At 68.5% G+C, this 21,277-nt stretch carries 23 protein-coding genes and 1 tRNA gene; 13 read left to right on the plus strand and 11 right to left on the minus strand.

From position 1 onward, the window contains the following. The first annotated feature begins 36 nt into the window (after positions 1–36). From AB4Y74_RS00480 to AB4Y74_RS00490, 3 genes are all read left to right on the plus strand, one after another. A complete protein-coding gene (locus tag AB4Y74_RS00480; protein WP_441797154.1) occupies positions 37–834 on the plus strand; it encodes a substrate-binding domain-containing protein in 798 nt (265 codons plus the stop codon). Next, positions 831–2,048, plus strand: a complete 1,218-nt coding sequence (locus AB4Y74_RS00485; protein ID WP_441797155.1) for an ROK family transcriptional regulator — start codon at positions 831–833, stop codon at positions 2,046–2,048. The genes AB4Y74_RS00480 and AB4Y74_RS00485 overlap by 4 nt, the downstream gene beginning before the upstream one ends. 74 nt (positions 2,049–2,122) lie before the next feature. After that, the gene (locus tag AB4Y74_RS00490) at positions 2,123–2,902 is read left to right on the plus strand and encodes a COG4705 family protein (protein WP_441797156.1); all 780 of its coding nucleotides are present in this window, start codon (positions 2,123–2,125) and stop codon (positions 2,900–2,902) included. 183 nt (positions 2,903–3,085) lie between these two features. On the opposite strand, the gene AB4Y74_RS00495 is transcribed toward AB4Y74_RS00490, so the two are convergent. From AB4Y74_RS00495 to AB4Y74_RS00510, 4 genes are all read right to left on the minus strand, one after another. Then, positions 3,086–3,158, minus strand: a tRNA-Arg gene (locus tag AB4Y74_RS00495). A 26-nt stretch (positions 3,159–3,184) separates the two neighbouring features. Next, positions 3,185–3,340 (minus strand): hypothetical protein, encoded by a 156-nt coding sequence (locus AB4Y74_RS00500; protein ID WP_441797157.1) that lies wholly within the window; start codon positions 3,338–3,340, stop codon positions 3,185–3,187. A 15-nt stretch (positions 3,341–3,355) separates the two neighbouring features. Next, the gene (locus tag AB4Y74_RS00505) at positions 3,356–3,571 is read right to left on the minus strand and encodes a hypothetical protein (RefSeq protein WP_441797158.1); all 216 of its coding nucleotides are present in this window, start codon (positions 3,569–3,571) and stop codon (positions 3,356–3,358) included. A 16-nt stretch (positions 3,572–3,587) separates the two neighbouring features. Continuing rightward, positions 3,588–4,367 carry a dienelactone hydrolase family protein gene (locus AB4Y74_RS00510; protein WP_441797159.1) on the minus strand — a complete coding sequence of 260 codons (780 nt, stop codon included), beginning with the start codon at positions 4,365–4,367 and terminating at the stop codon, positions 3,588–3,590. A gap of 169 nt (positions 4,368–4,536) precedes the next feature. Here AB4Y74_RS00510 and AB4Y74_RS00515 point away from each other — a divergent pair, with 169 nt between their 5' ends. Further along, the gene (locus tag AB4Y74_RS00515) at positions 4,537–4,830 is read left to right on the plus strand and encodes a GNAT family N-acetyltransferase (RefSeq protein WP_441797160.1); all 294 of its coding nucleotides are present in this window, start codon (positions 4,537–4,539) and stop codon (positions 4,828–4,830) included. A gap of 7 nt (positions 4,831–4,837) precedes the next feature. Beyond that, positions 4,838–5,839 (plus strand): quinone oxidoreductase family protein, encoded by a 1,002-nt coding sequence (locus AB4Y74_RS00520; RefSeq protein WP_441797161.1) that lies wholly within the window; start codon positions 4,838–4,840, stop codon positions 5,837–5,839. A 4-nt stretch (positions 5,840–5,843) separates the two neighbouring features. Here AB4Y74_RS00520 and AB4Y74_RS00525 read toward each other — a convergent pair whose 3' ends face one another. Further along, complete coding sequence (locus AB4Y74_RS00525; protein WP_441797162.1) at positions 5,844–6,209, minus strand: hypothetical protein; 366 nt, start codon at positions 6,207–6,209, stop codon at positions 5,844–5,846. 148 nt (positions 6,210–6,357) lie between these two features. On the opposite strand from AB4Y74_RS00525, the gene AB4Y74_RS00530 reads away from it, so the two are divergent. Next, positions 6,358–7,368, plus strand: coding sequence for an SDR family NAD(P)-dependent oxidoreductase (locus AB4Y74_RS00530; RefSeq protein ID WP_441797163.1), 1,011 nt, complete (start codon positions 6,358–6,360; stop codon positions 7,366–7,368). Between the two features lie 64 nt (positions 7,369–7,432). After that, entirely contained in the window at positions 7,433–9,064 is a 1,632-nt protein-coding gene (locus AB4Y74_RS00535; protein WP_441797164.1) for a RecQ family ATP-dependent DNA helicase, read from the plus strand. Positions 9,065–9,108: 44 nt separating this feature from the next. Here the strand turns inward: AB4Y74_RS00535 and AB4Y74_RS00540 are convergent, their stop codons facing one another. Beyond that, positions 9,109–9,900, minus strand: a complete 792-nt coding sequence (locus AB4Y74_RS00540) for an MBL fold metallo-hydrolase (RefSeq protein ID WP_441797165.1) — start codon at positions 9,898–9,900, stop codon at positions 9,109–9,111. A gap of 172 nt (positions 9,901–10,072) precedes the next feature. Here AB4Y74_RS00540 and AB4Y74_RS00545 point away from each other — a divergent pair, with 172 nt between their 5' ends. The 3 genes from AB4Y74_RS00545 to AB4Y74_RS00555 all read left to right on the plus strand — a co-directional run bounded on the left by AB4Y74_RS00545 (position 10,073) and on the right by AB4Y74_RS00555 (position 14,581). Further along, positions 10,073–10,630 carry a dihydrofolate reductase family protein gene (locus AB4Y74_RS00545; protein ID WP_441797166.1) on the plus strand — a complete coding sequence of 186 codons (558 nt, stop codon included), beginning with the start codon at positions 10,073–10,075 and terminating at the stop codon, positions 10,628–10,630. Between the two features lie 122 nt (positions 10,631–10,752). Continuing rightward, positions 10,753–12,486, plus strand: coding sequence for an ABC transporter ATP-binding protein (locus tag AB4Y74_RS00550; protein WP_441797167.1), 1,734 nt, complete (start codon positions 10,753–10,755; stop codon positions 12,484–12,486). 1 nt (position 12,487) lies between these two features. After that, positions 12,488–14,581 (plus strand): ABC transporter ATP-binding protein, encoded by a 2,094-nt coding sequence (locus AB4Y74_RS00555; RefSeq protein ID WP_441797168.1) that lies wholly within the window; start codon positions 12,488–12,490, stop codon positions 14,579–14,581. 93 nt (positions 14,582–14,674) lie between these two features. Here the strand turns inward: AB4Y74_RS00555 and AB4Y74_RS00560 are convergent, their stop codons facing one another. Both AB4Y74_RS00560 and AB4Y74_RS00565 read right to left on the minus strand, forming a co-directional pair. Beyond that, positions 14,675–15,241, minus strand: coding sequence for a hypothetical protein (locus AB4Y74_RS00560; RefSeq protein ID WP_441797169.1), 567 nt, complete (start codon positions 15,239–15,241; stop codon positions 14,675–14,677). A 13-nt stretch (positions 15,242–15,254) separates the two neighbouring features. Further along, entirely contained in the window at positions 15,255–16,403 is a 1,149-nt protein-coding gene (locus AB4Y74_RS00565) for a zinc-dependent alcohol dehydrogenase (RefSeq protein WP_441797170.1), read from the minus strand. Between the two features lie 147 nt (positions 16,404–16,550). Here AB4Y74_RS00565 and AB4Y74_RS00570 point away from each other — a divergent pair, with 147 nt between their 5' ends. After that, positions 16,551–16,925, plus strand: a complete 375-nt coding sequence (locus AB4Y74_RS00570) for a hypothetical protein (protein WP_441797171.1) — start codon at positions 16,551–16,553, stop codon at positions 16,923–16,925. A gap of 63 nt (positions 16,926–16,988) precedes the next feature. On the opposite strand, the gene AB4Y74_RS00575 is transcribed toward AB4Y74_RS00570, so the two are convergent. Then, positions 16,989–17,270, minus strand: coding sequence for a Fe-S cluster assembly protein HesB (locus AB4Y74_RS00575; protein WP_441797172.1), 282 nt, complete (start codon positions 17,268–17,270; stop codon positions 16,989–16,991). Between the two features lie 104 nt (positions 17,271–17,374). Next, entirely contained in the window at positions 17,375–17,917 is a 543-nt protein-coding gene (locus tag AB4Y74_RS00580) for a type 1 glutamine amidotransferase domain-containing protein (RefSeq protein WP_441797173.1), read from the minus strand. Between the two features lie 59 nt (positions 17,918–17,976). On the opposite strand from AB4Y74_RS00580, the gene AB4Y74_RS00585 reads away from it, so the two are divergent. Then, positions 17,977–18,801 carry an aldo/keto reductase gene (locus tag AB4Y74_RS00585; protein WP_441797174.1) on the plus strand — a complete coding sequence of 275 codons (825 nt, stop codon included), beginning with the start codon at positions 17,977–17,979 and terminating at the stop codon, positions 18,799–18,801. Positions 18,802–18,892: 91 nt separating this feature from the next. Beyond that, complete coding sequence (locus AB4Y74_RS00590; protein WP_441797175.1) at positions 18,893–20,641, plus strand: cell wall-binding repeat-containing protein; 1,749 nt, start codon at positions 18,893–18,895, stop codon at positions 20,639–20,641. A 7-nt stretch (positions 20,642–20,648) separates the two neighbouring features. Here AB4Y74_RS00590 and AB4Y74_RS00595 read toward each other — a convergent pair whose 3' ends face one another. Beyond that, complete coding sequence (locus AB4Y74_RS00595; protein WP_441797176.1) at positions 20,649–21,275, minus strand: GyrI-like domain-containing protein; 627 nt, start codon at positions 21,273–21,275, stop codon at positions 20,649–20,651. Positions 21,276–21,277: the final 2 nt, after the last annotated feature.

The raw sequence follows: 21,277 nt of genomic DNA on the forward strand, positions 1-21,277 counted from the left end.
TCTGGGTCCTGCGCAGAAGGAAGGGGGTGTGGTGCGTTGACTGATGCTTCCGCCTCGATCGGCGTGGTGATCCGACACGGGCACGGCCACGATGACACCGTCACCTCCGCGATCGTCCGCGCCATCGCCGGGCCGCTGCTCACCGCCGGGATGCGCTTCATCACGCGCTCGGTCGACGACGAGGAGTCGGAGCTGAAGACGTACCGCCTCTGGGCTCGCGTGGGAGGCATCGCCGGTGTCATCCTTCTGGGCGCGGCGGAGGCAGACCCCCGGATCCGCCTGCTCCGCCAGATCGACATGCCGTTCGTCGCCCTCGCGCCGGTCGCGGTCGATGTGGACTACCCGGCGGTGACGGTGGACGCGGCCGCAGCTTCGCGTGCTCTCGTCTCGTACCTGGACGCGCATCCGGCCCGACGGTGGGTGTACGTCACCAGTCAGCCGGTACCGGAACCCCTCGTCGGCGACGCCGGAACCGGGGACCGCACGATCGAGACGGTGCAGACGATCGACGTCGTCGAGGCCGCCGTGCGGGTCGGCGCCGAGAGCTCTGCGGGGAGCCCGACCGCGCTGATCTTCGACACCGACCACGACGCCGTCGCGGCGCTGGACGCCCTGCAGGAGCACGGCATCCCCGTGCCGGACGCGGTCGCCCTGATCTGCTGGAGCGACTCGCTGGTCTGCCAGAGCGCCAGTCGCCCGATCACCGCCATCGACCGGCACGGGCGTGAGATCGGCGCGCTGCTCGGTACCGCCGCGCTCGCGGCCATCCACGACGACGACATGCCGGCGGTCGCAGCACCGGAACCGGTCGTCGTCGTCCGGGAGACGACGTGAACCCGGGGCGGCGGCTGGGGCCGTCGTCCGCGAACACCCGGAGCGCCATCCTGGACATGGTCCGTTCGGGCGGGACGGTCACGCGCACCGAGCTCGCCGAACGCTCGGGCCTGACCGCGACCTCGATCACCCGCGTGGTGAAGACGCTGATCGAGGAGGGCCTGGTCATCGAGACCGGCTTCAGCGAGTCGACCGGCGGAAAGCGGAGCAGCCTGCTCGAACTGAACACGAGAGGCCGCTACGCGGTCGGGCTTTCTCTCGACGCGGGTCGACTGACCTACGTCGTCACCGACCTGGCCGGCAACGTGATCGGTCGCCTGGTGTCGCCGGGCATCGAGGAGGCCGGGCCGAGCGAGGATGTGGTGCGCATCGCCCGCGAGCTGGGGCAGCTCCTCGTGCAACTCGACATCGCGCTCGAATCCGTCGTGGGAGTCGGCGTCGCCGGGGCCGGTCTCGACCTGGGCGCAGGGGCCGAGCGGCTCTCGATCACCTCCACCGAGTGGGAGTCGTTCGCGCTGAACAAGGCGCTGGAGCCCCGGATCGGGCTCCCCGTCGTGCGCGACAACGACGCTGCGTGCGCGGCGCTCGGTCAGTACTGGGCCGGCCGGGTGCCGGCGACGCAGGACTTCGCCACGCTCTACCTCTCGAACGGTTTCGGCCTCGGCATCATGGCCGGAGGGAGCGTCGCTCGCGGGGCGTCCTCGAATGTCGGTGAGATCGGCCACATGGTGATCGACATCGACGGCCCGCAGTGCTGGTGCGGCGCGCGCGGGTGCCTGGAGATGCTGGCAGCGCCCCGGGCCGTGGTCGCCGCGGCGCTGGAGGACGACGCCCTCACCGATCAACTGCAGCTCACGGGCGACCCGCAGCGCTTCCGCGCCGACTTCGAGGCGATCGCGCGCGCGGCAGCGCAGGGCGAGCCGCGCTGCTGCGAGCTGATCAAGCGGTCGGCGCGGTACGTCGCCGCGGCGGTGCTCTCGATCGTGAACGTGCTCGACCTCGAACGCATCGTGCTCGCAGGTCCGGGCTTCGCCGACGCCGGTGCCGTGTACGTGCGCGAGATCCGCGAGTACGTCGAGCGGTTCGCCCGCACGCGTGCCATCCACCCGGTCGTCATCGAGCTGGCGGACCCGGGGCTGGATGCGGCCGCGGGAGGAGCAGCGACCCTCGCGCTGCAGCACGCACTCACCCCTCACGCCGCCCGCGGCCGCTAGTTCCTCTGAGGCCTCTCAGCCGTTCGCCACGGTCGCCCAGGCTGACGGCACGCCGGTCCGGGATGCTTGGGGGCATGCGCAATACCGTGCCTGCCGTCACCGCCCTGTTCTGGGTGACCAAGCTGCTGACGACAGCCATGGGGGAGACCGCCTCCGACTACCTGGTCAAGACAATCGACCCCGTCGTCGCCGTCGGCGGTGCTTTCCTGCTCTTCGCCGCGGCGCTCGTGCTGCAGTTCGCGGTGCGGCGGTACATCCCGTGGGTGTATTGGTCGGCGGTGCTCATGGTGGCGGTATTCGGAACGATGGTGGCCGATGTGCTCCACGTCGAGCTCGGCATCCCGTACCTCGTGTCGACCGTCGTGCTCGCTGTGGCGCTCGCGGCCGTATTCGTGGTCTGGTACGCGACGCAACGAACCCTCTCGGTGCATCGGATCGACTCCCGTGCCCGTCAGTTCTTCTACTGGTGCGCTGTCCTGATGACCTTCGCCCTCGGCACCGCGCTCGGAGACCTGACCGCGGTGACCTTCGGACTCGGCTATTTCGCGTCGGCGCTGGTGTTCGGCATCCTGTTCGCCATCCCGGGCATCGCCTACCGCTGGTGGGGGCTCGGGGCGACGGCGGCGTTCTGGTCGGCCTACGTGCTCACCCGGCCCTTCGGTGCGTCCGTCTCCGACGGTCTCGCGGTCTCCCACGCGCGCGGCGGACTCGCGCTGGGCACGGGCCCGGTGAGTATCGCGCTGCTGGCGGCGATCGTCGTGTGCGTCGCCGTCCTCAGCCGCCGCGGCGGGCGGACGGCCGGCGAGCCGTCCGCGGCCGCCTCGCCGGCGCCGTCGACGTCGTCCGCTTCGTGAGTGCGCCCCTTCGGAACGTTTGCTGCTGCGCGACCGGCCGCACACGTTCCGAACTGCCGCAGTCGCTCGGCGCGGGGGCGTGAAAGAGCCCGGGCGCAAAAAAGCCCCGCCTTTCAGGCGGGGCTTCTTCTACTGTCTCAACCAGTATGCGTCTGTCAGACACAGCGCGTCTCTCGGACACAGTGCGCCACGAGGGATTCGAACCCCCAACCTTCTGATCCGTAGTCAGATGCTCTATCCGTTGAGCTAGTGGCGCATGATCCAAACGGACCGGATAAGAGCCTACATGACCCCATCCAAGACCGCCAATTGGCGACGCAGAGCGACCTGACGGTACGAGGTTTCGATCAGCTCGGCCGTCTCCGACCAGTCCGCGGCCGATCGGTCCAGTTCGATGGCGAGCCACCCGCTCGGTCCCCAGTACTTCGGGACGAACACGCGTGAGTCCTCCCGTCAGGCGGGCGCCTCCGCCGGATCGGGCTTGAAGACGAGGGTATCGGTGCGATCCATGGCGGCTCCGAGGACGGCGAAGGCGCGGCCGCTCTCGCCCGCCTTCCACGAGGGACGGCCGTGGTTGAGCGTCTCCACCGCCTCCGGGAGGCGCAGGGCCAGCGCCCGCACGCGCGAGACCAACGGGTCGTCGTCGTCGAACAGCAAGGGATGCTCCATCAGCGCGGCTCCTCCATCACCGGAACACTTCGTCCAGGAAGCACACCAGCGCGCGCCAACTGCGCGCGTCGGCGATCGGCCGGTAACGGTCGGTGCCGGGGATGGTGAACGCGTGCGGGGCCCCGGAGTACGTGGTCACCTGCCAGTCGACGTGCGGTGCCTCGCGGAGCTCCTTCTCGAAGGCGACGACCGCCTCGTCGGGGACGACAGGGTCCGAGCCGCCCGTCAGCACCAGCAACGACCCGGCGATCTGCGCCGCGTCCGACGGGTCGTGGGCGATCAGCCCGCCGTGGAAGGAGACCACCCCGCGCACCGGCGCACCGGTGCGCGCGAACTCCACGGCGGCGGTTCCGCCGAAGCAGTAGCCGATCACCGCCAGCCGCGCCGGGTCGACGCTGGGCTGCTGCTGCAGCCAGCTGAAGCCGGCAGCGGCCCGCGCGCGCAGCAGTTGCAGGTCGCGGTAGTACTTTCCGGCCTCCGCCGGCGCCGCGTCGCCGGTGGGCCGGACGCCGGCGCCGTACAGGTCGGCCGCGAAGGCGACATACCCGCTCCGGGCGAGCATCTGCGCGCGCATCCGGACGTTGTCGGCGACGCCGTACCAGTCGTGAAGGATGAGAACCGCCGGACGTCGCTCATCCGCCTGCGCGTCTCGGGCCAGGTAGCCCTCAAGCGGTAGGCCCTCGTGCTCGTAGGCCACGGTCTCGGCCTCGATGACGGAGTGCTCGCCGATCGGCACCTGCTCGAGGAGGGCCTGGTAAGGGGGGGCGAGGGTGGGCGACGGAGCGTCGAACGTCACGGTGGGACTCCAGGGTCGTCACGTCGCACGGTCGGCGGGCGCCGCCGGCGGCCTGGTCTGCTGTGACCTCGGTCGCGGAACTGCGCGGGAGCCCTCGGGTGCGGGTCGGGTTCCCACGGGCTCAGACTACTCCGCTTCCTCTGGGACCCAGCGGACGTACCATGGGCGCATGGCCACCGAGTTCAGTGATCAGAAGGATGCGAGCCGCTTCGCGATGCACATCGACGGCGAGTTGGTGGGGGTGCTCGACTACAGCATCCTGGGCAGCTCGATCTCGCTGACGCGGGCCTTCACCGTCCCGCACCGCCGCGGCAAGGGGTACGCGGCTCAGCTGGTCGAGTACGCCGTCGACGAGATAGAGAAGGACGGTTCCCGGCACATCGTCCCGATGTGCTGGTACGTGGCCGACTGGTTCGAAGCGCACCCCGAACGCGCTGCGCTGCTGCAGCGGCGCGCCGGCTGATCGCCCGATGAGAGACATCACCGGCGACTCCCCTTCACGGCTCGTCGCCCGGGTCTCCCGTTTCGGGGACCCGACCGCGATGGTGCTGGCCCGCGAGCCGTTGCGCCCGCCGCGCGGCAACGACGTCATCGTCCGGGTGACCCACGCGTCGCTCGGGGCGACCGACCTGCTCGCCCGGCGGGGCGGGTACGTCCTCCAGCCCGCGCCGGGATTCGTGACGGGGTACGACTTCGTCGGTGAACTGATGACGGAGTCGGCCGTGTCCGTCGCGCTGGGCTTGCGCGAAGGTGCGACGGTCGCCGGCGTTCTGCCGCGGATGGGTTCCCACACCACGTTCCTCACCGTCGCGCCGACCCTGCTCGTGGCGGTTCCGCAGGGCATGGACCCGGCAGTGGCCGCTGTCCTCCCGCTCGACGGCGTGACGGCCGCGCACGCTCTAGAGCTCGCGGGTCCGGCCCGCCGCGTGCTCGTGCAGGGTGCATCCGGCGCCGTCGGCTCGCTCGCGGTGCAGCTGGCCCAGCGCTCCGGACGGACCGTCGTCGGCACCGCCTCCGCGCGAACGGCGGACCGGGTGCGCGCGTTCGGCATCCCGGTGGTCGATCACACTGCGGACGACTGGCCTGCGCTGGTCCGCGCCGCGGCGGGGGGAGCGGTGGATGCGGCCATCGACCACACGGGATCCCCCCGGGTCCGCGAGGTTCTCGCGGCGGGCGGCACCCTGGTCCGCACCGCGTTCGCCGGCAGGCCGGGGCACGAGCGGGCCGACGCCCTCCGCGGTGCTGCGATCGCCGGGCGACACCGCTGGGAGCGGGTGTGCAGCGCTCCGCTGTACGTCTCGACGCAGCGAAACGCCTATCGCCGGATGCTGTCGTCGTTGCTGGCGGACGCCGCCTCAGGCTCCGTGACGATCGCCGAGCCCGTCCTTCACCCGCTCACCGAGGTGTGGGAGGCGCACCGGGCTGCCGAGTCGCTCCCGCCCGGCAGGAAAGTCGTGCTCGCCGTCGGCTGATCGGTCAGAACGCGAACATCTGCCCGAGGATCACGACGGCGATGATGAAGAGGACGACGATCGTCGCGATCGTGATGACGGCGCGGGAAGAGAGCCGTGCGATCCCGAAGCCGACCAGAAACGGCAGAGCAAGGCAGCCGAGGGCGAGGACCCACCAGAACGCCGCAAAGCCTCCCGCCGAGGCGGACTCCAGTCGGCCGCCGAACAGCTTCTGGGTGGTCGGATGCGTCGCGAAGGCAATACATGCCGACAGCGGATACGCGATGAGCACGGCGGTGATCAGTCCCGCGAAAGCGCCCCACAGCCCTCGCTTCTCACCGAGCTGCAGCGTCTCTTCCTGATGCGGGGCCTGACGGCTCTTCGTGCTCATGGCGGACAGCATAGCCAGCGGCTCGGCGCTCGGGAACACACCGCGTTCGGCCAGGCTGCCCGTCGGCCCGCGACTTTCATCCGATTCTCCCAGCGGACTCGTGGCACTCAGTGCCATAATTGGCCAGAACCCACAAGGAGGGACGACGATGACCGATCCGAAGCCATTGACGGCACACAGCACCATCGGTGAGTGGCTGGAGCACCCGAAGGGCGCCCCGCTCATCCACGGATTCCTCGCGCAGGCGGGCGTCGGCGAGGAGATGCTCGCGCCGGTGCGCGGCCTCCCGCTGCAGCAGCTGGTCGCGATGAGCCAAGGACAGCTGCCCCAGTCGGTGGTCGACGACCTTGTCCTGCAGGCGAACGACGGTGTCATGCCGGAGGATGTCGTGACCGGATGGGTGGAGAAGGTGTCAGCCGGCCGATTCGAAGGCCGGACGATCATCGTGACCGGCGCAGCCTCGGGGATCGGACGCGCCACCGCCTCACGAGTCGCCCGCGAGGGCGGCCACGTGGTCGCTGTCGACATCTCCGCCGACCGCCTCGCGGACCTCGCCTCGTCGCTGCCCGACGGCTCCGTCGTGACCGTGGTCGGCGACATCACCCGGCAGGCCGACATCGACAGCATCGTGGCGGCAGCGGGCGACCGGATCGACGGGCTCGCGAACATCGCCGGCGTCAACGACGACTTCTCGCCGGCACACGAGACGTCGGACGCGGTCTGGGACCGAACCATCGGCATCAACCTGACGGGCGGTTTCAAGCTGACCCGCGCGGTCCTCCCTGCCATGCTCCAGGCCGGACAGGGATCCATCGTCAACGTGGCCTCGGAGGCGGGGCTCCGCGGCAACGCGTCGGGCACGGCGTACACCGTCTCCAAGCACGGCGTCGTCGGCCTCACGCGCAGCACCGCTTTCATGTACGGGCCGCAGGGCGTCCGGGTGAACGCGGTCGCCCCGGGCGGCGTCGCGACGGGCATCCCGATGCCGGCCACGCCATCGGAGGCGGGCATGGCTCGCCTCACGCCGTTCCAGCAGCAGATCCCGACCATCGCCACCGCGGAGCAACTCGCGGCGTCGATCACCTTCCTGCTCAGCGACGACGGCGTCAACATCAACGGTGCCGTCCTCCCGAGCGACGGCGGCTGGTCGGTGCAGTAGTCAGGATCGGCATCCTCGTCGAGGGACGACGAGCACGACCCGTCCGAGCGGCTACGGTGGCCGCATGTCTCGCATCGAAGAGGTCGCCCGCGAATCGTTCGGCTGGGCGGAGTTACGACCCCGGCTCGCGGCAGCGATGGAGGTGCTGCTCGACGGCGGTGACGTCCTCGCGGTGATGCCGACCGGGTACGGCAAGTCGTCGCTGTATCAGGTGACCGGCACCGTCCTCGGCGGAGTGACGATCGTGGTCTCTCCGCTGATCTCGCTGCAGGAGGACCAGGTCCGCGCGCTGGCTGAGGCAAAGGATGTGCCGCGGGCGTTCGCGATCAACTCGTCCGCCGGTCTGCGGGAACGTGAGCGCGACTGGGAGGCGTTGGAGTCCGGCGAACCCGGCTTCGCCTTCCTCGCTCCCGAGCAGCTTGCGAACGCGGAGGTGCGTGAGCGGCTACGCGCTCTGCCCGTCTCCCTGTTCGCGGTCGACGAGGCGCACTGCGTGTCGTCGTGGGGTCACGACTTCCGCCCCGACTACCTCCTCCTCGGTGACGTCATCGAGGAGCTCGGGCATCCACCCGTGGTGGCCATGACGGCGACGGGGGCTCCACCCGTCCGCGCCGAGATCGGGGAGCGGCTCGGGATGCGGCGACCGCGGCTCTTCGCCACCGGTTTCGACCGTCCCAACCTGCGCCTGGAGGTGCGGCGCTACGAGGAGGACTCCGAGAAGCGCTCCGCCGTCGTCGCCCAGGTGCGCGACCTCGCGGGCTCCGGCCTCGTCTACACCGCCACCCGGAAGGACGCCGAGCTGTACGCGGAAGAGCTGGAACAGGGCGGCATTCCGTCCGCGGCATACCATGCCGGTCTGCGGCGGGCGGAGCGGGACGACGTCTACGAGCGGTTCATGGACGACAGCGCGCGCGTCGTGACGGCGACCAGCGCGTTCGGGATGGGGATCGACAAGCACGATGTGCGCTTCGTCGTCCACGCGTCGGTGACGGACTCGCTGGACAGCTATTACCAGGAGGCCGGGCGGGCTGGACGAGACGGCGATCCGGCGCTCGTCACGCTGCACTACCGGCCCGAGGACTTCGCGCTGACCAAGTTCTTCTCCGGGGGAGGCCCGGATGCGGACGACCTGACGAGCGTCTTCGCCGCAGTCCGCGAACGCCCGGGGATCAGCCGTGACGACCTGTCCGAGAAGACCGGCATCAGCGTCCGCTCCCTCGGACGGTTGCTGGGCCTACTGCGCGATGCGGATGCACTCGCCGGGTCCGACGATGACCTCCAGGCAGCCGACCTCACGCCCGTGCAGGCCGCATCCCGGGCGGAGGCCGAGGCGGAGGCGCGGCAGCGCATCGAGCACTCCCGGTCGCAACTGATGCAGGAGTATGCCGAGACGGGCATGTGCCGTCGGCAGTTCCTGCTGGGCTACTTCGGCGAGGAGCTCCCGGAGCCGTGCGGCAATTGCGACACGTGCTCGTCGGGCAGCGCGTACCGCTGGGCGGAAGAGCACGACGCCGCGGGTGAGACTCCCTACCCGGTGGCGGCGCGCGTGACTCATCGAACCTGGGGCGCCGGCATCGTCATGCACACTGACACGGACCGGATCACGGTGTTCTTCGACGAGGCGGGCTACAAGGTCCTGTCGCTCACTGTGGTGAAGGACGGCGGTCTGCTGGAGGTGGTCGGGCCGGCCGCCTGAGCGGTCAGCCGCGCAGCCGCGCAGTCGCGCAGCCGCGCGGCCTTTCAGCGGCGCCCGACGGCGCGAGCCGCCGCGACCGCGGACTCCGCGCCGTCCAGCCATGGCTCGCCGTGCCCGGGAAGAAGGACGCGGGCGCCCGTTGCGCTGATCGCGTCGAGCGACCTGAGCGCCAATGGCGAGTGCGCGGTGGCTGCACCGGCGACGATCTGCGCTCCGGCAATCCCCGTGTACGGGTCGAGGGTGACGAGCGCGTCACCGGTGAGGAGGGTTTCCTGCTCGCGGAGCAGCAGCCCGCAGTGCCCGAATGTGTGGCCGGGAGTGAACACGACCTCAGGGCGTCCGGGCAGGTCGAGCATCCCGGAACCCGGCAGCTCCGACACCTCCTCCACTCCTCTGACATGCAGCGCGCCCGCGCGGACCATGCTGATGAGGGGGACGAACGCCCGCGGGTACAGCAGGGGATACACGAACGGCGAGTGCTCGCGGCGGTACCGGTACGGGTGAGCCGCGAGTGTCCGGTCGCCCGCGTGAACGAACACCGGGACACCGAGTTCCTCGACTGCGCGCGCGGCGACGCCGACATGGTCGAAATGGCCATGCGTGAGAACGATGCCCTGCAGATCGCGCATTCGCAGGTCCAACTCGTGCGCCGCCCGGATCAGCGGACTCCAGGTATTCGGGAAGGCCGCATCCACCAGCGTCCAGTTCTCCCCGTCAACCAGCAGGTAGCAATTGGTGAAGGCGTGCTCGAGCCTGTGCACGCCCGGGACGACCTCCGGAGTCAGGCGCGGCGCGCCCCGTCGCTGCTCGTGCGTGAGGGCGATAACTGGGTTCATGGAGATCTCCCGGGTGTCTTATCCGTGTCTACGCCCGCAACACCCGTGCCGGGAGGGATTGACACTCTCGACCGACCCGGAACGTCGGCGACGGACTCCGCATCCTGCGGCCGTCGGCCATTTCGTGATCGTCCGACAGCCCCTAAGCTGATCCGGGGGAAAGGGGAACCGCATGGGCGCGATCGCTGTGCACGAGTTCGTGTCGCTGGACGGCGTGTTCGAGGATCCGAGCTGGACCGCCGACTTCGGGTTCGATCCGGAGATGGGCGACGATATCGGACGCCTAACCCGTTCGTCGGACGCGATCCTCCTCGGGCGCCGCACATTCGAGATGTTCGCTCCAGCCTGGTCGCAGCGCACCGCAGCCGACGACCCGGGGGCACCCTTCTTCAACGACAGCCCGAAAGGCGTGGTCAGTTCGTCCCTGGATGACGCGGCCGCGGCGGCCACCTGGGCCAACTCTCGATCGTTGGGCGCCTACGACGCCGAGCGGATCCGGGAGTTCGCCGACGGCTACAGCGGCGGGGTCTACGTCAGCGGTTCGGGCTCCCTCGTGCGGTCACTCCTTGCGGATGGGCTCCTCGGTTCCCTGCATCTGTTCGTCTATCCGGTCGTCCGTGGGACGGGCGCACGCCTGTTCCCTGACGGAAGCGCACCCGCACAGCTGCGCCTGCGCCACCACGACGCTTACGACAACGGCGTCCTCCATCTCCACTACATACTCAAGTGACGCAAGATCGACACTGACGCATCACGATTGAGGTCGCTCCGCGTCCTTATTGATGGATAGCGTCGTCGGTGCCCCTCACCACGGCACTTTCGTCCACACACACAGCACACCCGGGAATCACTGTGACTCTGCTTCGTCTCTCACTCCGCTTCGTGCGCCCCTATTGGCGCTCGGTGACCGCGGTCGTGGTCCTACAACTGATCGCGACCATGGCCGCCCTTTACCTGCCGACGCTCAACGCCGACATCATCGACAAGGGTGTCGTCAAAGGCGACACCGACTTCATCTGGAACACCGGCGGCACGATGCTCATCGTCTGCTTCGTGCAGGTGATCGCGGCGGTCGCCGCCACCTACTTCGGGGCGCGCGCCTCGATGACGGCCGGTAGGGACATCCGCCGCTCCTTCTATCGCAAGGTGGATGCGCTCCCCTCGCTCGATCTGGCGCGCTGGGGAATGCCGACGCTCATCACACGCAACACCAACGACGTGCAGCAGGTTCAGATGCTGCTGCTCATGACGTTCAACTTCATGGTGTCGACCCCGATCATGTGCATCGCCGGCATCATCTTCGCCGTGCGCGTGGACGCCGGACTCTCCTGGCTGATCTGGGTGTCGGTGGCCGTCCTCTTCATCGTCGTCGGCATCCTCGTCTGGCTGCTGCTTCCGATGTTCCGCGTCATGCAGGAGCGGATCGACGGCGTCAACGGCGTGATCCGGGAGCAGATCGTCGGCATCCGCGTCATCCGGGCTTTCGTCCGTGAGAGGTTCGAGACCAAGCGGTACGACGACGCGAACGCGGCTCTCACGCGCATCTCGGTCAAGGTGGGAAACATCTTCGTTCTGATGTTCCCGATCATCATGCTCATCCTGAACGTGGCGACCGTCGCCGTCCTGTGGTTCGGCGGTCATCGCGTCGACGCGGGTGATATCCAGATCGGTGCGCTGACGGCCTTCCTGCAGTATCTGCTTCAGATCCTCGTCGCCGTGATGATGGGCGTCTTCATGGCGATGATGATTCCTCGCGCGATGGTCTGCGCCGAGCGCATCGAGGAAGTCCTCGGCGCCGTGCCCAGCACCAGCGCCGAGGGAGCGGCCGCAACGGCGGTACCCACGAGCGGGCTGGTCGAGGTGCAGGATGTCACGTTCGGCTACCCGGGCGCCGAGAAGCCCGTGCTGAGCGATGTCTCCTTCACCGCCGAAGCCGGCCAGCTCACCGCGATCGTCGGATCGACGGGATCCGGAAAGTCCACGCTCGTATCGGTGATCGCCGACCTGTTCACGCCCCAGAAGGGTCACGTCCGCATCGGCGGAGTTCGGGTCGATGGCCTCAACCGACAGCAGATCGCCGGCGTGCTCGGGCTCGTCCCGCAGCGCCCCTACCTGTTCTCCGGGACGATTGCTTCCAACCTCCGGTTCGGGCGGCCGGACGCCACCGACGAGGAGCTGTGGGAGGCGCTTCGGGTGGCCCAGGCGGACGACTTCGTCCGCGCGAAGGAGCACGGCCTCGACGAGCGGATCGCCCAGGGCGGCACGAACGTCTCGGGTGGTCAGCGCCAGCGTCTCTGCATCGCTCGTGCCCTCGTCGCGCGGCCCAAGGTGTTCCTGTTCGACGACTCGTTCTCGGCACTCGACGTCGCAACCGACGCGCGCCTGAGACGCGCGCTCGCCGACTCCACCGGGGATGCGGCAGTGATCGTGGTCGCCCAGCGGATCTCCACAATCCGGGAGGCCGACACGATCATCGTCATGGACGACGGCCGCGTGGTCGGCCAGGGAACGCACGACGAGTTGCTCGAGACCAACGACACGTACCGAGAGATCGTCGAATCGCAGCTGAGCTTGGAGGTGGCCTGAGATGGCGCGCAGTACAGAACGCAAGAAGCGCGGCGGCCGCCCCGAGGAGGGGCAGACGCCCACCGCGACGGACATCGTCCTCGATGAGCTCGAAGAGGAGTACGACTTCACGCCCGGCGAGGCGGACGGCGACATGTTCGGCGGCGCACCCGCCAAGAAGGCGGAGAACTTCTGGCCGTCCTTCAAACGGCTCATGGGTCTGCTCAAGCCCGAGTGGCTCGGGATGGCATGGGTCACCCTCCTCACGGTCGTCTCCGTCGTCCTCGTGGTCATCGCGCCGAAGATCCTCGGCGACGCGACCAACGTCATCTTCCAAGGCGTGATCGCCTCCCAGCTTCCGAAGGGCGTGCCGGTCGACCAGGTGGTCGAGCAGCTCCGCGCTGCGGGCCAGAACCAGCTCGCGGACGTGATCGCCGGCTCCGGTGTCACCACGGGGCAGGGGATCGACTTCACCGAGCTCGGACGCCTACTGCTCATCGTGCTGGCGATGTACCTCGTCGCGTCGCTGCTGCAGTGGTGGCAGGGGTATCTGCTCAACGCGCTGGTCATGCGGGTGATCTACGGCCTGCGCAAAGACGTCGAGGCCAAGCTGAACCGTCTCCCGCTCAGCTATTTCGACACGCGTCAGCGCGGTGATCTGATGTCGCGCGTCACCAACGACGTCGACAACATCCAGACGGCACTCCAGCAGGCGTTCTCGCAGCTCATCCAGTCGGTGCTCACCGTGATCGGCATCGGCATCATGATGTTCGTCGTGTCGTGGCAGTTGGCGCTGATCGCGCTGATCTCGATCCCGCTCTCCGGCGTGATCGCGGGCGTCATCGGCTCCCGGTCGCAGAAGCTCTTCAAGACCCAGTGGGCGTCGACGGGCGCGCTGAACGGTCACATCGAGGAGTCGTTCTCGGGTCTCGACCTGGTGCGTGCCTTCGGGCGCGACGAAGTCATGCTCAGCGAGTTCGACTCCCGCAACTCGAAGCTGCACGCGTCGCAGGTCGGGGCGCAGTTCGTCTCCGGCAGCATCATGCCGGCGATGAACTTCGTGTCGTACCTCTCGTACGTCCTGATCGCGGTCGTCGGCGGCCTGAAGGTGGCCGCCGGCCAGCTCACCATCGGCGACGCGACGGCGTTCATCCAGTACTCGCGCGAATTCTCACAGCCGATCGGCCAGATCGCGGGCATGGCGAACATGCTGCAGTCGGGTGTCGCGTCGTCCGAGCGGACGTTCGAGTTCCTCGACTCGGAGGAGCAGACTCCGGACACGGCGACCGAGCACCTGCCGGAACGCGCGGACGGCCGCGTCGAGCTCGACCACGTCGGCTTCTCGTACGACCCGGAGACCGAGCTCATCCAAGACCTCTCGCTCAGTGTCCGGCCGGGGAGCACCGTCGCGATCGTCGGCCCAACGGGCGCAGGCAAGACCACACTGGTGAACCTCATCATGCGGTTCTACGAGTTGAACAGCGGTGCGATCCGACTCGACGGCATCGAGACGACCCGGCTCTCCCGCGCCGAACTGCGCGGGCAGGTGGGCATGGTCCTGCAGGATGCGTGGTTGTTCTCGGGAACCATCCGCGAGAACATCCGCTACGGCCGGCTCGACGCGACCGACGACGAGGTGATCGCCGCCGCGAAAGCCACGATGGTCGACCGTTTCGTACGCCAGCTGCCGGACGGCTATGACACCGTCATCACCGCCGACGGGGGCAACGTCTCCGCCGGAGAGCGACAGCTCCTCACGATCGCGCGGGCGTTCATCGCAAATCCGTCGCTGCTCATCCTCGACGAGGCCACCTCGTCCGTCGACACCCGGACGGAACTTCTCGTCCAGCACGCGATGGCGGCGCTGCGCACGGACCGAACGTCGTTCGTGATCGCGCATCGGCTCTCCACGATCCGCGACGCGCACACCATCCTCGTCATGGAGCAAGGACGCATAGTCGAGCAGGGCGACCACGCGACCCTGCTCGAGCGTCGCGGAGCGTACTACGACCTCTACATGACGCAGTTCCGCGGTGACGACGCAGAGGCCGAGCAGGAGCGCGAAGTGCAAGAGCAGGAGCGGCCGGACGTTCCGGAGGAGGTCGCGGCGCCGTAATCGGAGAGGTGGCGCGCGGGCCCCGGATCGGGGTTGGGAGGCCCGCGCACCGGCCTCCACCTCACGACGAGAACGTGTGGTCCAGCCTGCCCGCTACCGTCTCGCGATCCTGGCGACGGTCCGCACCACGACGAACCCGGCGAGCACCCACGGGCCGAGCACGATGACCGGGTCGAGCCAGGTGTGCTTGACATCGGCACGGCGCACCCCGAACCGGGACGAGATCGGGTGGTGGCCCACCTCCGAGAGGACGCCTGACTCCGTGATCGGATCGTCCGGGCGACGGCTGGCCAGCGATTTCGCGTGCGCGCCGATCGCATCTACCCGGTCGCCGAGGACGAGCAGCATCCAGTGGGCGGTCCGGCCCTCGCTGTAACGGTCGTATGCGAAGCGGCGGATCGCACCGGACACTCCGTGGAGGGGCTGCGCCGTTCCGAAGACCGGCGTGAGCATCGTGTGCTCGATCGACCGTTCGCGACGGCCCACCGGCTTCTGGCGCTCGGGGAAGGTCCAGTGGGCACCGGTCGCCTCGGGGTCCAGCCGCTCGCGTGGGTGGGAGGGGCGGTCTGCGGGGTCGCTGTCGACGCCCCAGCCGGGGATGCGCTGACGCAGCGCCTCCGGGTCGTACTTCTTCGTGTGGTCGCTTGCGACGTACGGCATGGTCGTCCCCTTTCTAGGCGGCGCTCGGCACCACGAGCGGCTTGATAATGCCGTCGAGCTTCGTCGAGAACAGGTGATAGCCGTCCTGGATGTGCTCGAGCGGGATGCGGTGGGTGACGATGTCACTCGGGGTGAGGTAGCCGTTGCGGACGTGCTCGAACAGTCGTGGCCACTGCCGCTTCACGGGGCACTGGTTCGTATTGATCCGGAGGCCCTTGTTCATCGCGTCACCGAATTTGACGGCGCTGAACAGTGGACCGTAGGCGCCCATCACCGAGATGGTGCCACCCTTCCGCACGGAGTCGATCGCCCAGTTCAGCGCGATCGGCGACCCGCCTTGAAGCTTGAGCTTCGACGCGGTGATGTGCTGAAACGCCGCCCCGTCCGCTTCCGCTCCGACGGCGTCGATGACCACGTCGGCCCCGAGCCCATCGGTGGCGCGCTTGATCGTGAGCACCACATCCCCGACTTCGACGAAGTTGTACGTCTCGGCGTGCGCGAACTCCTGTGCCTTGGCCAGCCGGTAGTCGAGGTGGTCGACGACGATGACGCGCCCGGCGCCCATCAGCCACGCGGACTTCGCCGCAAACAGGCCAACCGGTCCGGAGCCGAGCACGACCACGGTGTCGCCTTCCTCGATCTCGCCGAGTTGCGCGCCGAAGTAGCCGGTCGGCAGTGCATCCGTGAGCAACACGGCGTCTTCGTCCGACATCCAATCGGGGATGATCGTCGGGCCGACATCGGCGAACGGCACCCGCACGTACTCCGCCTGGCCGCCGTCGTATCCGCCGGTCGTGTGCGAGTACCCGTAGATGCCGCCGACGGCGGTGGCGCTGGGATTGACGTTGTGGCAGTTCGAGTAGAGGCCGCGGACACAGAAGTAGCAACTGCCGCAGAAGATGTTGAACGGGACCATCACCCGATCGCCGACTTTCAGGTTCTGGACATCCGGCCCGACTTCGTCCACCACTCCGATGAACTCGTGCCCGAAGGTGTGCCCGATCCGGGTGTCCGGCATCATCCCGTGGTAGAGGTGCAGGTCTGAGCCGCAGATCGCTGCGAGAGTCACCCGCACGATCGCATCGCCCGGATGCTCGATCTTCGGCCTGTCTTTCTCTTCGACTCGGATCTTGTACGGCCCGCGGTATGTCATCGCCAGCATGTGGCCTCCTATCGTCACGACTACTCCAGTCCGGCGAGCCGTCGGAGTCGAGGAGTTGACAGCCTGCGGGGCCGGTGTAGCCGTACACCGTTTTGCTAGGCAAGTGAACGAGTTGCTCCCGACCACTGTCGGTCGTAGAACGGGAGTATGACGAAGGATGAGCGCGCCACCCTGCCTCCCGGCCCGGACTTCAAGTACGGCGGGTACACGGTCAGGCTGGAGCCCGAGCACGGCCGCACCGGACGGTGGCGCGTCGTGGACGACGAAAACTACTACGGTCTGATCGCCGCTTCGGACCCGATCAACGGCGATCCCGAGGTGCATTTCGCCGCGCACTTCCCCGGCGAGGAGGACATCCCGCCGATGAAGATCGTCCCGTTCTGGACGTCGGCGGCCGAGTTCCTCCTCGACGCGGGTGAGGGGGAGCCGCTCTGGGGCCTCCCCGAAGACCGCACGGCACCGCATCCCATCGTGGTCGACGAGCTCACCCCGCCGACGGGTCCGGACTCCCCGGCGCAATAGCTAGCCGCAGACGCACGAGAGGCCCGGAGTCGTGACTCCGGGCCTCTCGTCGTTCGGGGGTCGCTAGGCGACCGCGCCGATGGCGAAACTGACGCCGCCCTGCTCGTCGACCTGGGCGTCGAGCACCTTGTCGTCGAGCACCTCGGCGGCCTGCGTCTCGAGGAAGATGCGGGCTCCGCCCGACTCCACCACCTGGTCCGATACCTCCGGCTCAGGAGTGACGGCAGCCGCGAAGGCGGTGCGGTCGGGGTTGCTGCTGCTGATCCGCAGACCCGCAGTCTCTTCCGGGGACTGCTCGGTGAGCGTCTTGACGATCGTGCTGGCGTTCTCCGTGAGGGTGAGCATGTGCTCTCCTTCCGTTGTGTCTTCCAGGAGTGCCCTACGTTCCCTCATCGGGCGAGCCGCTGCAACCGCCATGGAGGCCATTGCCAGGGAACACTCACGGGCCTCTACCCGAACGCCTTCACGAGTTCGCGGTCGAACGCTTCGAGGTCGTCGGGCTTGCGTGACGAGATCAGGGTGAAGGGTCCGTCGTCGACCACGACCTCCTCATCCACCCAGGTGGCGCCGGCGTTCCGGTAGTCGGTCTGAAGGCTCGGCCAGCTGGTCAGCGTGCGGCCGTCGACGACCCCCGCTTCGATCAGCACCCACCCGCCGTGGCAGATCACGGCGATCGGTTTGCCCGCGTCGGCGAACGCCTTCACCAGCGAGACCGCCTCGGGGAAGGTGCGCACCTGGTCGCCGTTGGCGACGCCGCCCGGGAGCACCAGTGCGTCGAACTGGTCGGCGCTCGCCGTGGCGAGCGTCACATCCACGGGGAAGGTGTCGGCGGGAGTCAGGTGGTTGAAGGCCTGCACCTCGCCGTCGTCTTTCGAGATCAGCTTCGGCGTGCCGCCGGCCGCACTCACAGCCTTCCACGGCTCCACCAGCTCCGCCTGCTCGATGCCCTCCGGGCCCACCAGGAACGCGATCGTCTTGTCGTTGAGTGTCATGTGTCTTTCTCCCTTCGCTCACCCCCACCTGTACGCGTGCGGCGCGGCAGAATGAACCCATGGCGAGCATCCCGCAGCTGACTCTCAACGACGGCAGCACCATCCCGCAGCTGGGCTTCGGGGTCTACAAGATCCCCGAAGCCGAAACGGCGGATGCGGTGCTCGCGGCCCTGGACGCGGGCTACCGCCACATCGACACCGCCGCGTTCTACGCCAATGAGCGCGGCGTGGGGGAGGGCGTGCGGCGGAGCGGGCTGGAGCGGTCGGAGGTGTTCGTCACCAGCAAGGTGTGGTGGACGGACAACGGCTACGACTCGACACTCCGGTCATTCGATCGGAGCCTGCAGCAGCTGGGATTCGACACCATCGACCTCTTCCTCATCCACTGGCCGGCGCCGAAGAGCGACCGCTACGTCGAGACGTGGCGCGCGTTGGAGCGCGTGCGGGACGAGGGGCGCGCGCGCTCCATCGGGGTGGCCAACTTCCACACGCACCACCTCGACCGGCTGGCGCGTGAGACGGAAACGGTGCCCGCGGTGAACCAGGTGGAGTTGCACCCGTGGCTGCCGCAGGCGGAGGTGCGCTCGTACGACGAAGCGCACGGCATCGTCACCGAGGCGTGGTCCCCGCTCGCCCGGGGGCGCATCCTGAGCGATCCGACACTCGCACGGCTCGCGGACAAGCACGGGGTGACTCCGGCACAGGTGGTCATCCGCTGGCAGCTGCAGCTCGGCAACGTGGTGATTCCGAAGTCGACGTCGCCGGAGCGTATTCGTTTGAACCTCGACGTGTTCGGCTTCGAGCTCGACCCCGACGACCTTGCGGCGATCGCCGCGCTGGAGACGGGCGAGCGGACGGGCAAGGACCCGGACGACCTCGGCTGAAGCTCACCCCCTTCATGGGGGTATAGGTGGCCGTTCCATTCCCCGATAGCCTGACGCGGCTGTGCGAATAACGAGGGGAACCGGAACGACGATGAACAAGCGAGTCCGGAGACTATTCGCAGCGGCGGCGATCGCTGTGGCAGGTGCGCTGGGGGTGACGGTCCTCGGGGCCGCCCCGGCATCGGCGGTCATTGCCCCGATCGTCTCGGTCGGCGGGCTCGACACGATGACCGTCGAGTACGGCGAGTACCAGTACTCGACACCCTCCGCGCTCCCGGCGATCCACTTCACGGGGTGGGCGGGTGACCTCAACCATCCGAACCGCAACGGTCACTCGGGGGACGCCAACTGGCTCGAGAGCGCCTGGATCCAGGTGACCTGGCAACTGGCCGACGGTAGCAGCCCCTACGACGGAATCATTTACGGCCACGATCAATTCGCCGGCTACCGCCCCGACGTGCATGCCGCGTATCCGTCGCTCGGCTCCAATCAGGGATTCGACTTCCAGGCGACGCCACCGGCGACAGGGCACATGATGGTCTGCCTCCACGTATTCGAGACCGATGCGTCGTTCTCGCTGGGCCCGTCGTTCGGGTGCCGAGCCGTGACCGTTCCCTCAGCGCCGCCGGCCTACCGCCCCACCATCAAGCCCGACTACACCGCCAGTCCCACAGCGGGCACGACGCTGAACATCGCAGTCTCGGGACCCAGTGGCGGTCAAGACACGGTGGAGTGGTACCGCGGCGCGGCGAACAACCCGGACACCGCTGCCGGAGCGCGCATCGGGGGCGCCAACACGCTGTCTCTCCCGACCGATGTCGGCTACTCGAACCGCACGGTCTGGGCCATCATGACCACCAGGATGTCCGATGGAACAGTCATCCGGATCAGCCTGAACGGCGTGACCCTCAGGTACCCGAACCCGATCCCCTCCGTGGATCAGGTGGCGGGTGACGACCGGTACTCCACGTCGGTCGCGACCTCCCAGCGGGCGTTCCCCAATCCGCCGGTCACCGTCCCGGTGGCCTACATCGCGTCGGGTGCAACGTTCCCGGACGCGCTCTCGGCCGGTGCGGCGGCCGCCCACCTCAAGGGAACGCTTCTGCTGACGCCTCCCACGACTCTGGACCCGCGCGTGGCTTCCGAGCTCGTGCGACTTCACCCCGCGACCATCGTGGTGGCGGGCGGCCCGGCGACCGTGTCGGACGATGTCCTCGCGCAACTGAGCGCGCTCTCGTTCACGCACCAGGTGAAGCGCATCTCGGGTGCGGACCGGTTCGAGGTCTCGCGCAACGTGATCGAGGATGCGTTCGGGCAGACGGTTCCCGCCCTGTACCTCGCCACGGGCAACAACTTCCCGGATGCGCTCACGGCCGGTGCCGCCGGTGCGGTGATGGATCGGCCGGTGCTGCTCACGAACGGGTCGGCTCCCGCGATGGATGCGGCCACCCAGGACGCGCTGGCCCGCTGGGGAACCACGCAGGTCATGATCGTGGGCGGTCCCGCCAGCGTCACGAGCGGCGTGGCGAACGGCATCCCTGCCGCGGCGACCGTACAGAGGTCGGCGGGCGCCGATCGGTACGACGTTGCTGCAGCGCTGTCGACCACGCTTCCGGCGAGCGACCGGGTCTACCTGACCTCCGGGGCGGGGTTCGCGGACGCACTCACGACGGCGGCGCTCGCCGGAGCGACGAAGGCGCCCCTTCTGCTCTCGACGGGAACGTGCGCGACGGTGAACACCATGACCACGCAGTTCCAGCGCAGGCCGGCACTCGTCGTCGCCGTCGGCGGCTCCGCCTCGCAGGATCCGTACGCGTGGGAGTACCCGTGCGGCCGCTGACCGGCTGCTAGCCGGCCGCCGCGACCCGCTCCACAGGCTGGCGGAGGATGGTGCGCAGCTTTTCCGGAGCCGTCCGGCGTGCGTCGCTGAGGTAGATCTCGTGGTGTCGGCCGGTCATCCGCAGGCCGGATTGCGGGATGAACGTGTGGTGCAGCGCATCCAGCACCGGGGCCTCGTCGTCGAATGAGCCGACGTGGAGAGTCTGGACGCACAGACCCTCATCGAGCGTATCGACGCGCAGAGCCTCAAGCAGCGGCGCTGCGCCCTTGCGTTGAACCGCCTCCCGCGACTCGGAGACGTGGTCGTCGGTGATCCACTCCGGCACCAGGTTCAGGACGGTCCAATTCCACTGCGATTTGTCGCGTGCGGTGGTGAACGCGTCCATGTCGTCCGCCCACCACAGCGCCTCGAGCGGCATGACCGTGTAGTCGCGGTCGAGCGTGAGCTTGCTGAGGAACTTCACCGCGTAGGCGACCGGGTAGATCGTCTGCACGGCATCCCGGTACCGCTCGGCAGTGTTCGGGTCGCCATGACCGTCGATCATCAGATAGCGCAGCGGCGGAACGGTGAGGATGTCGAATCGGCCGCGCCGAGCGTCGTACGTTCCCAGCTCCTTCTTCAGGTCCGTCTTCACCG

It is taken from the genome of Leifsonia sp. RAF41, assembly GCF_052114085.1.
Taxonomy (GTDB): Bacteria; Actinomycetota; Actinomycetes; order Actinomycetales; family Microbacteriaceae; genus Leifsonia.

Excerpts from the sequence above, each read along its gene's own strand:
- AB4Y74_RS00490 (WP_441797156.1), top strand. The coding sequence starts at position 2,123 with ATGCGCAATACCGTGCCTGCCGTCACCGCCCTGTTCTGGGTGACCAAG.
- AB4Y74_RS00505 (WP_441797158.1), bottom strand. The coding sequence starts at position 3,571 with ATGGAGCATCCCTTGCTGTTCGACGACGACGACCCGTTGGTCTCGCGC.
- AB4Y74_RS00515 (WP_441797160.1), top strand. The coding sequence starts at position 4,537 with ATGGCCACCGAGTTCAGTGATCAGAAGGATGCGAGCCGCTTCGCGATG.
- AB4Y74_RS00520 (WP_441797161.1), top strand. The coding sequence starts at position 4,838 with ATGAGAGACATCACCGGCGACTCCCCTTCACGGCTCGTCGCCCGGGTC.
- AB4Y74_RS00525 (WP_441797162.1), bottom strand. The coding sequence starts at position 6,209 with ATGAGCACGAAGAGCCGTCAGGCCCCGCATCAGGAAGAGACGCTGCAG.
- AB4Y74_RS00530 (WP_441797163.1), top strand. The coding sequence starts at position 6,358 with ATGACCGATCCGAAGCCATTGACGGCACACAGCACCATCGGTGAGTGG.
- AB4Y74_RS00535 (WP_441797164.1), top strand. The coding sequence starts at position 7,433 with ATGTCTCGCATCGAAGAGGTCGCCCGCGAATCGTTCGGCTGGGCGGAG.
- AB4Y74_RS00540 (WP_441797165.1), bottom strand. The coding sequence starts at position 9,900 with ATGAACCCAGTTATCGCCCTCACGCACGAGCAGCGACGGGGCGCGCCG.
- AB4Y74_RS00545 (WP_441797166.1), top strand. The coding sequence starts at position 10,073 with ATGGGCGCGATCGCTGTGCACGAGTTCGTGTCGCTGGACGGCGTGTTC.
- AB4Y74_RS00555 (WP_441797168.1), top strand. The coding sequence starts at position 12,488 with ATGGCGCGCAGTACAGAACGCAAGAAGCGCGGCGGCCGCCCCGAGGAG.
- AB4Y74_RS00560 (WP_441797169.1), bottom strand. The coding sequence starts at position 15,241 with ATGCCGTACGTCGCAAGCGACCACACGAAGAAGTACGACCCGGAGGCG.
- AB4Y74_RS00565 (WP_441797170.1), bottom strand. The coding sequence starts at position 16,403 with ATGCTGGCGATGACATACCGCGGGCCGTACAAGATCCGAGTCGAAGAG.
- AB4Y74_RS00570 (WP_441797171.1), top strand. The coding sequence starts at position 16,551 with ATGACGAAGGATGAGCGCGCCACCCTGCCTCCCGGCCCGGACTTCAAG.
- AB4Y74_RS00575 (WP_441797172.1), bottom strand. The coding sequence starts at position 17,270 with ATGCTCACCCTCACGGAGAACGCCAGCACGATCGTCAAGACGCTCACC.
- AB4Y74_RS00580 (WP_441797173.1), bottom strand. The coding sequence starts at position 17,917 with ATGACACTCAACGACAAGACGATCGCGTTCCTGGTGGGCCCGGAGGGC.
- AB4Y74_RS00585 (WP_441797174.1), top strand. The coding sequence starts at position 17,977 with ATGGCGAGCATCCCGCAGCTGACTCTCAACGACGGCAGCACCATCCCG.
- AB4Y74_RS00590 (WP_441797175.1), top strand. The coding sequence starts at position 18,893 with ATGAACAAGCGAGTCCGGAGACTATTCGCAGCGGCGGCGATCGCTGTG.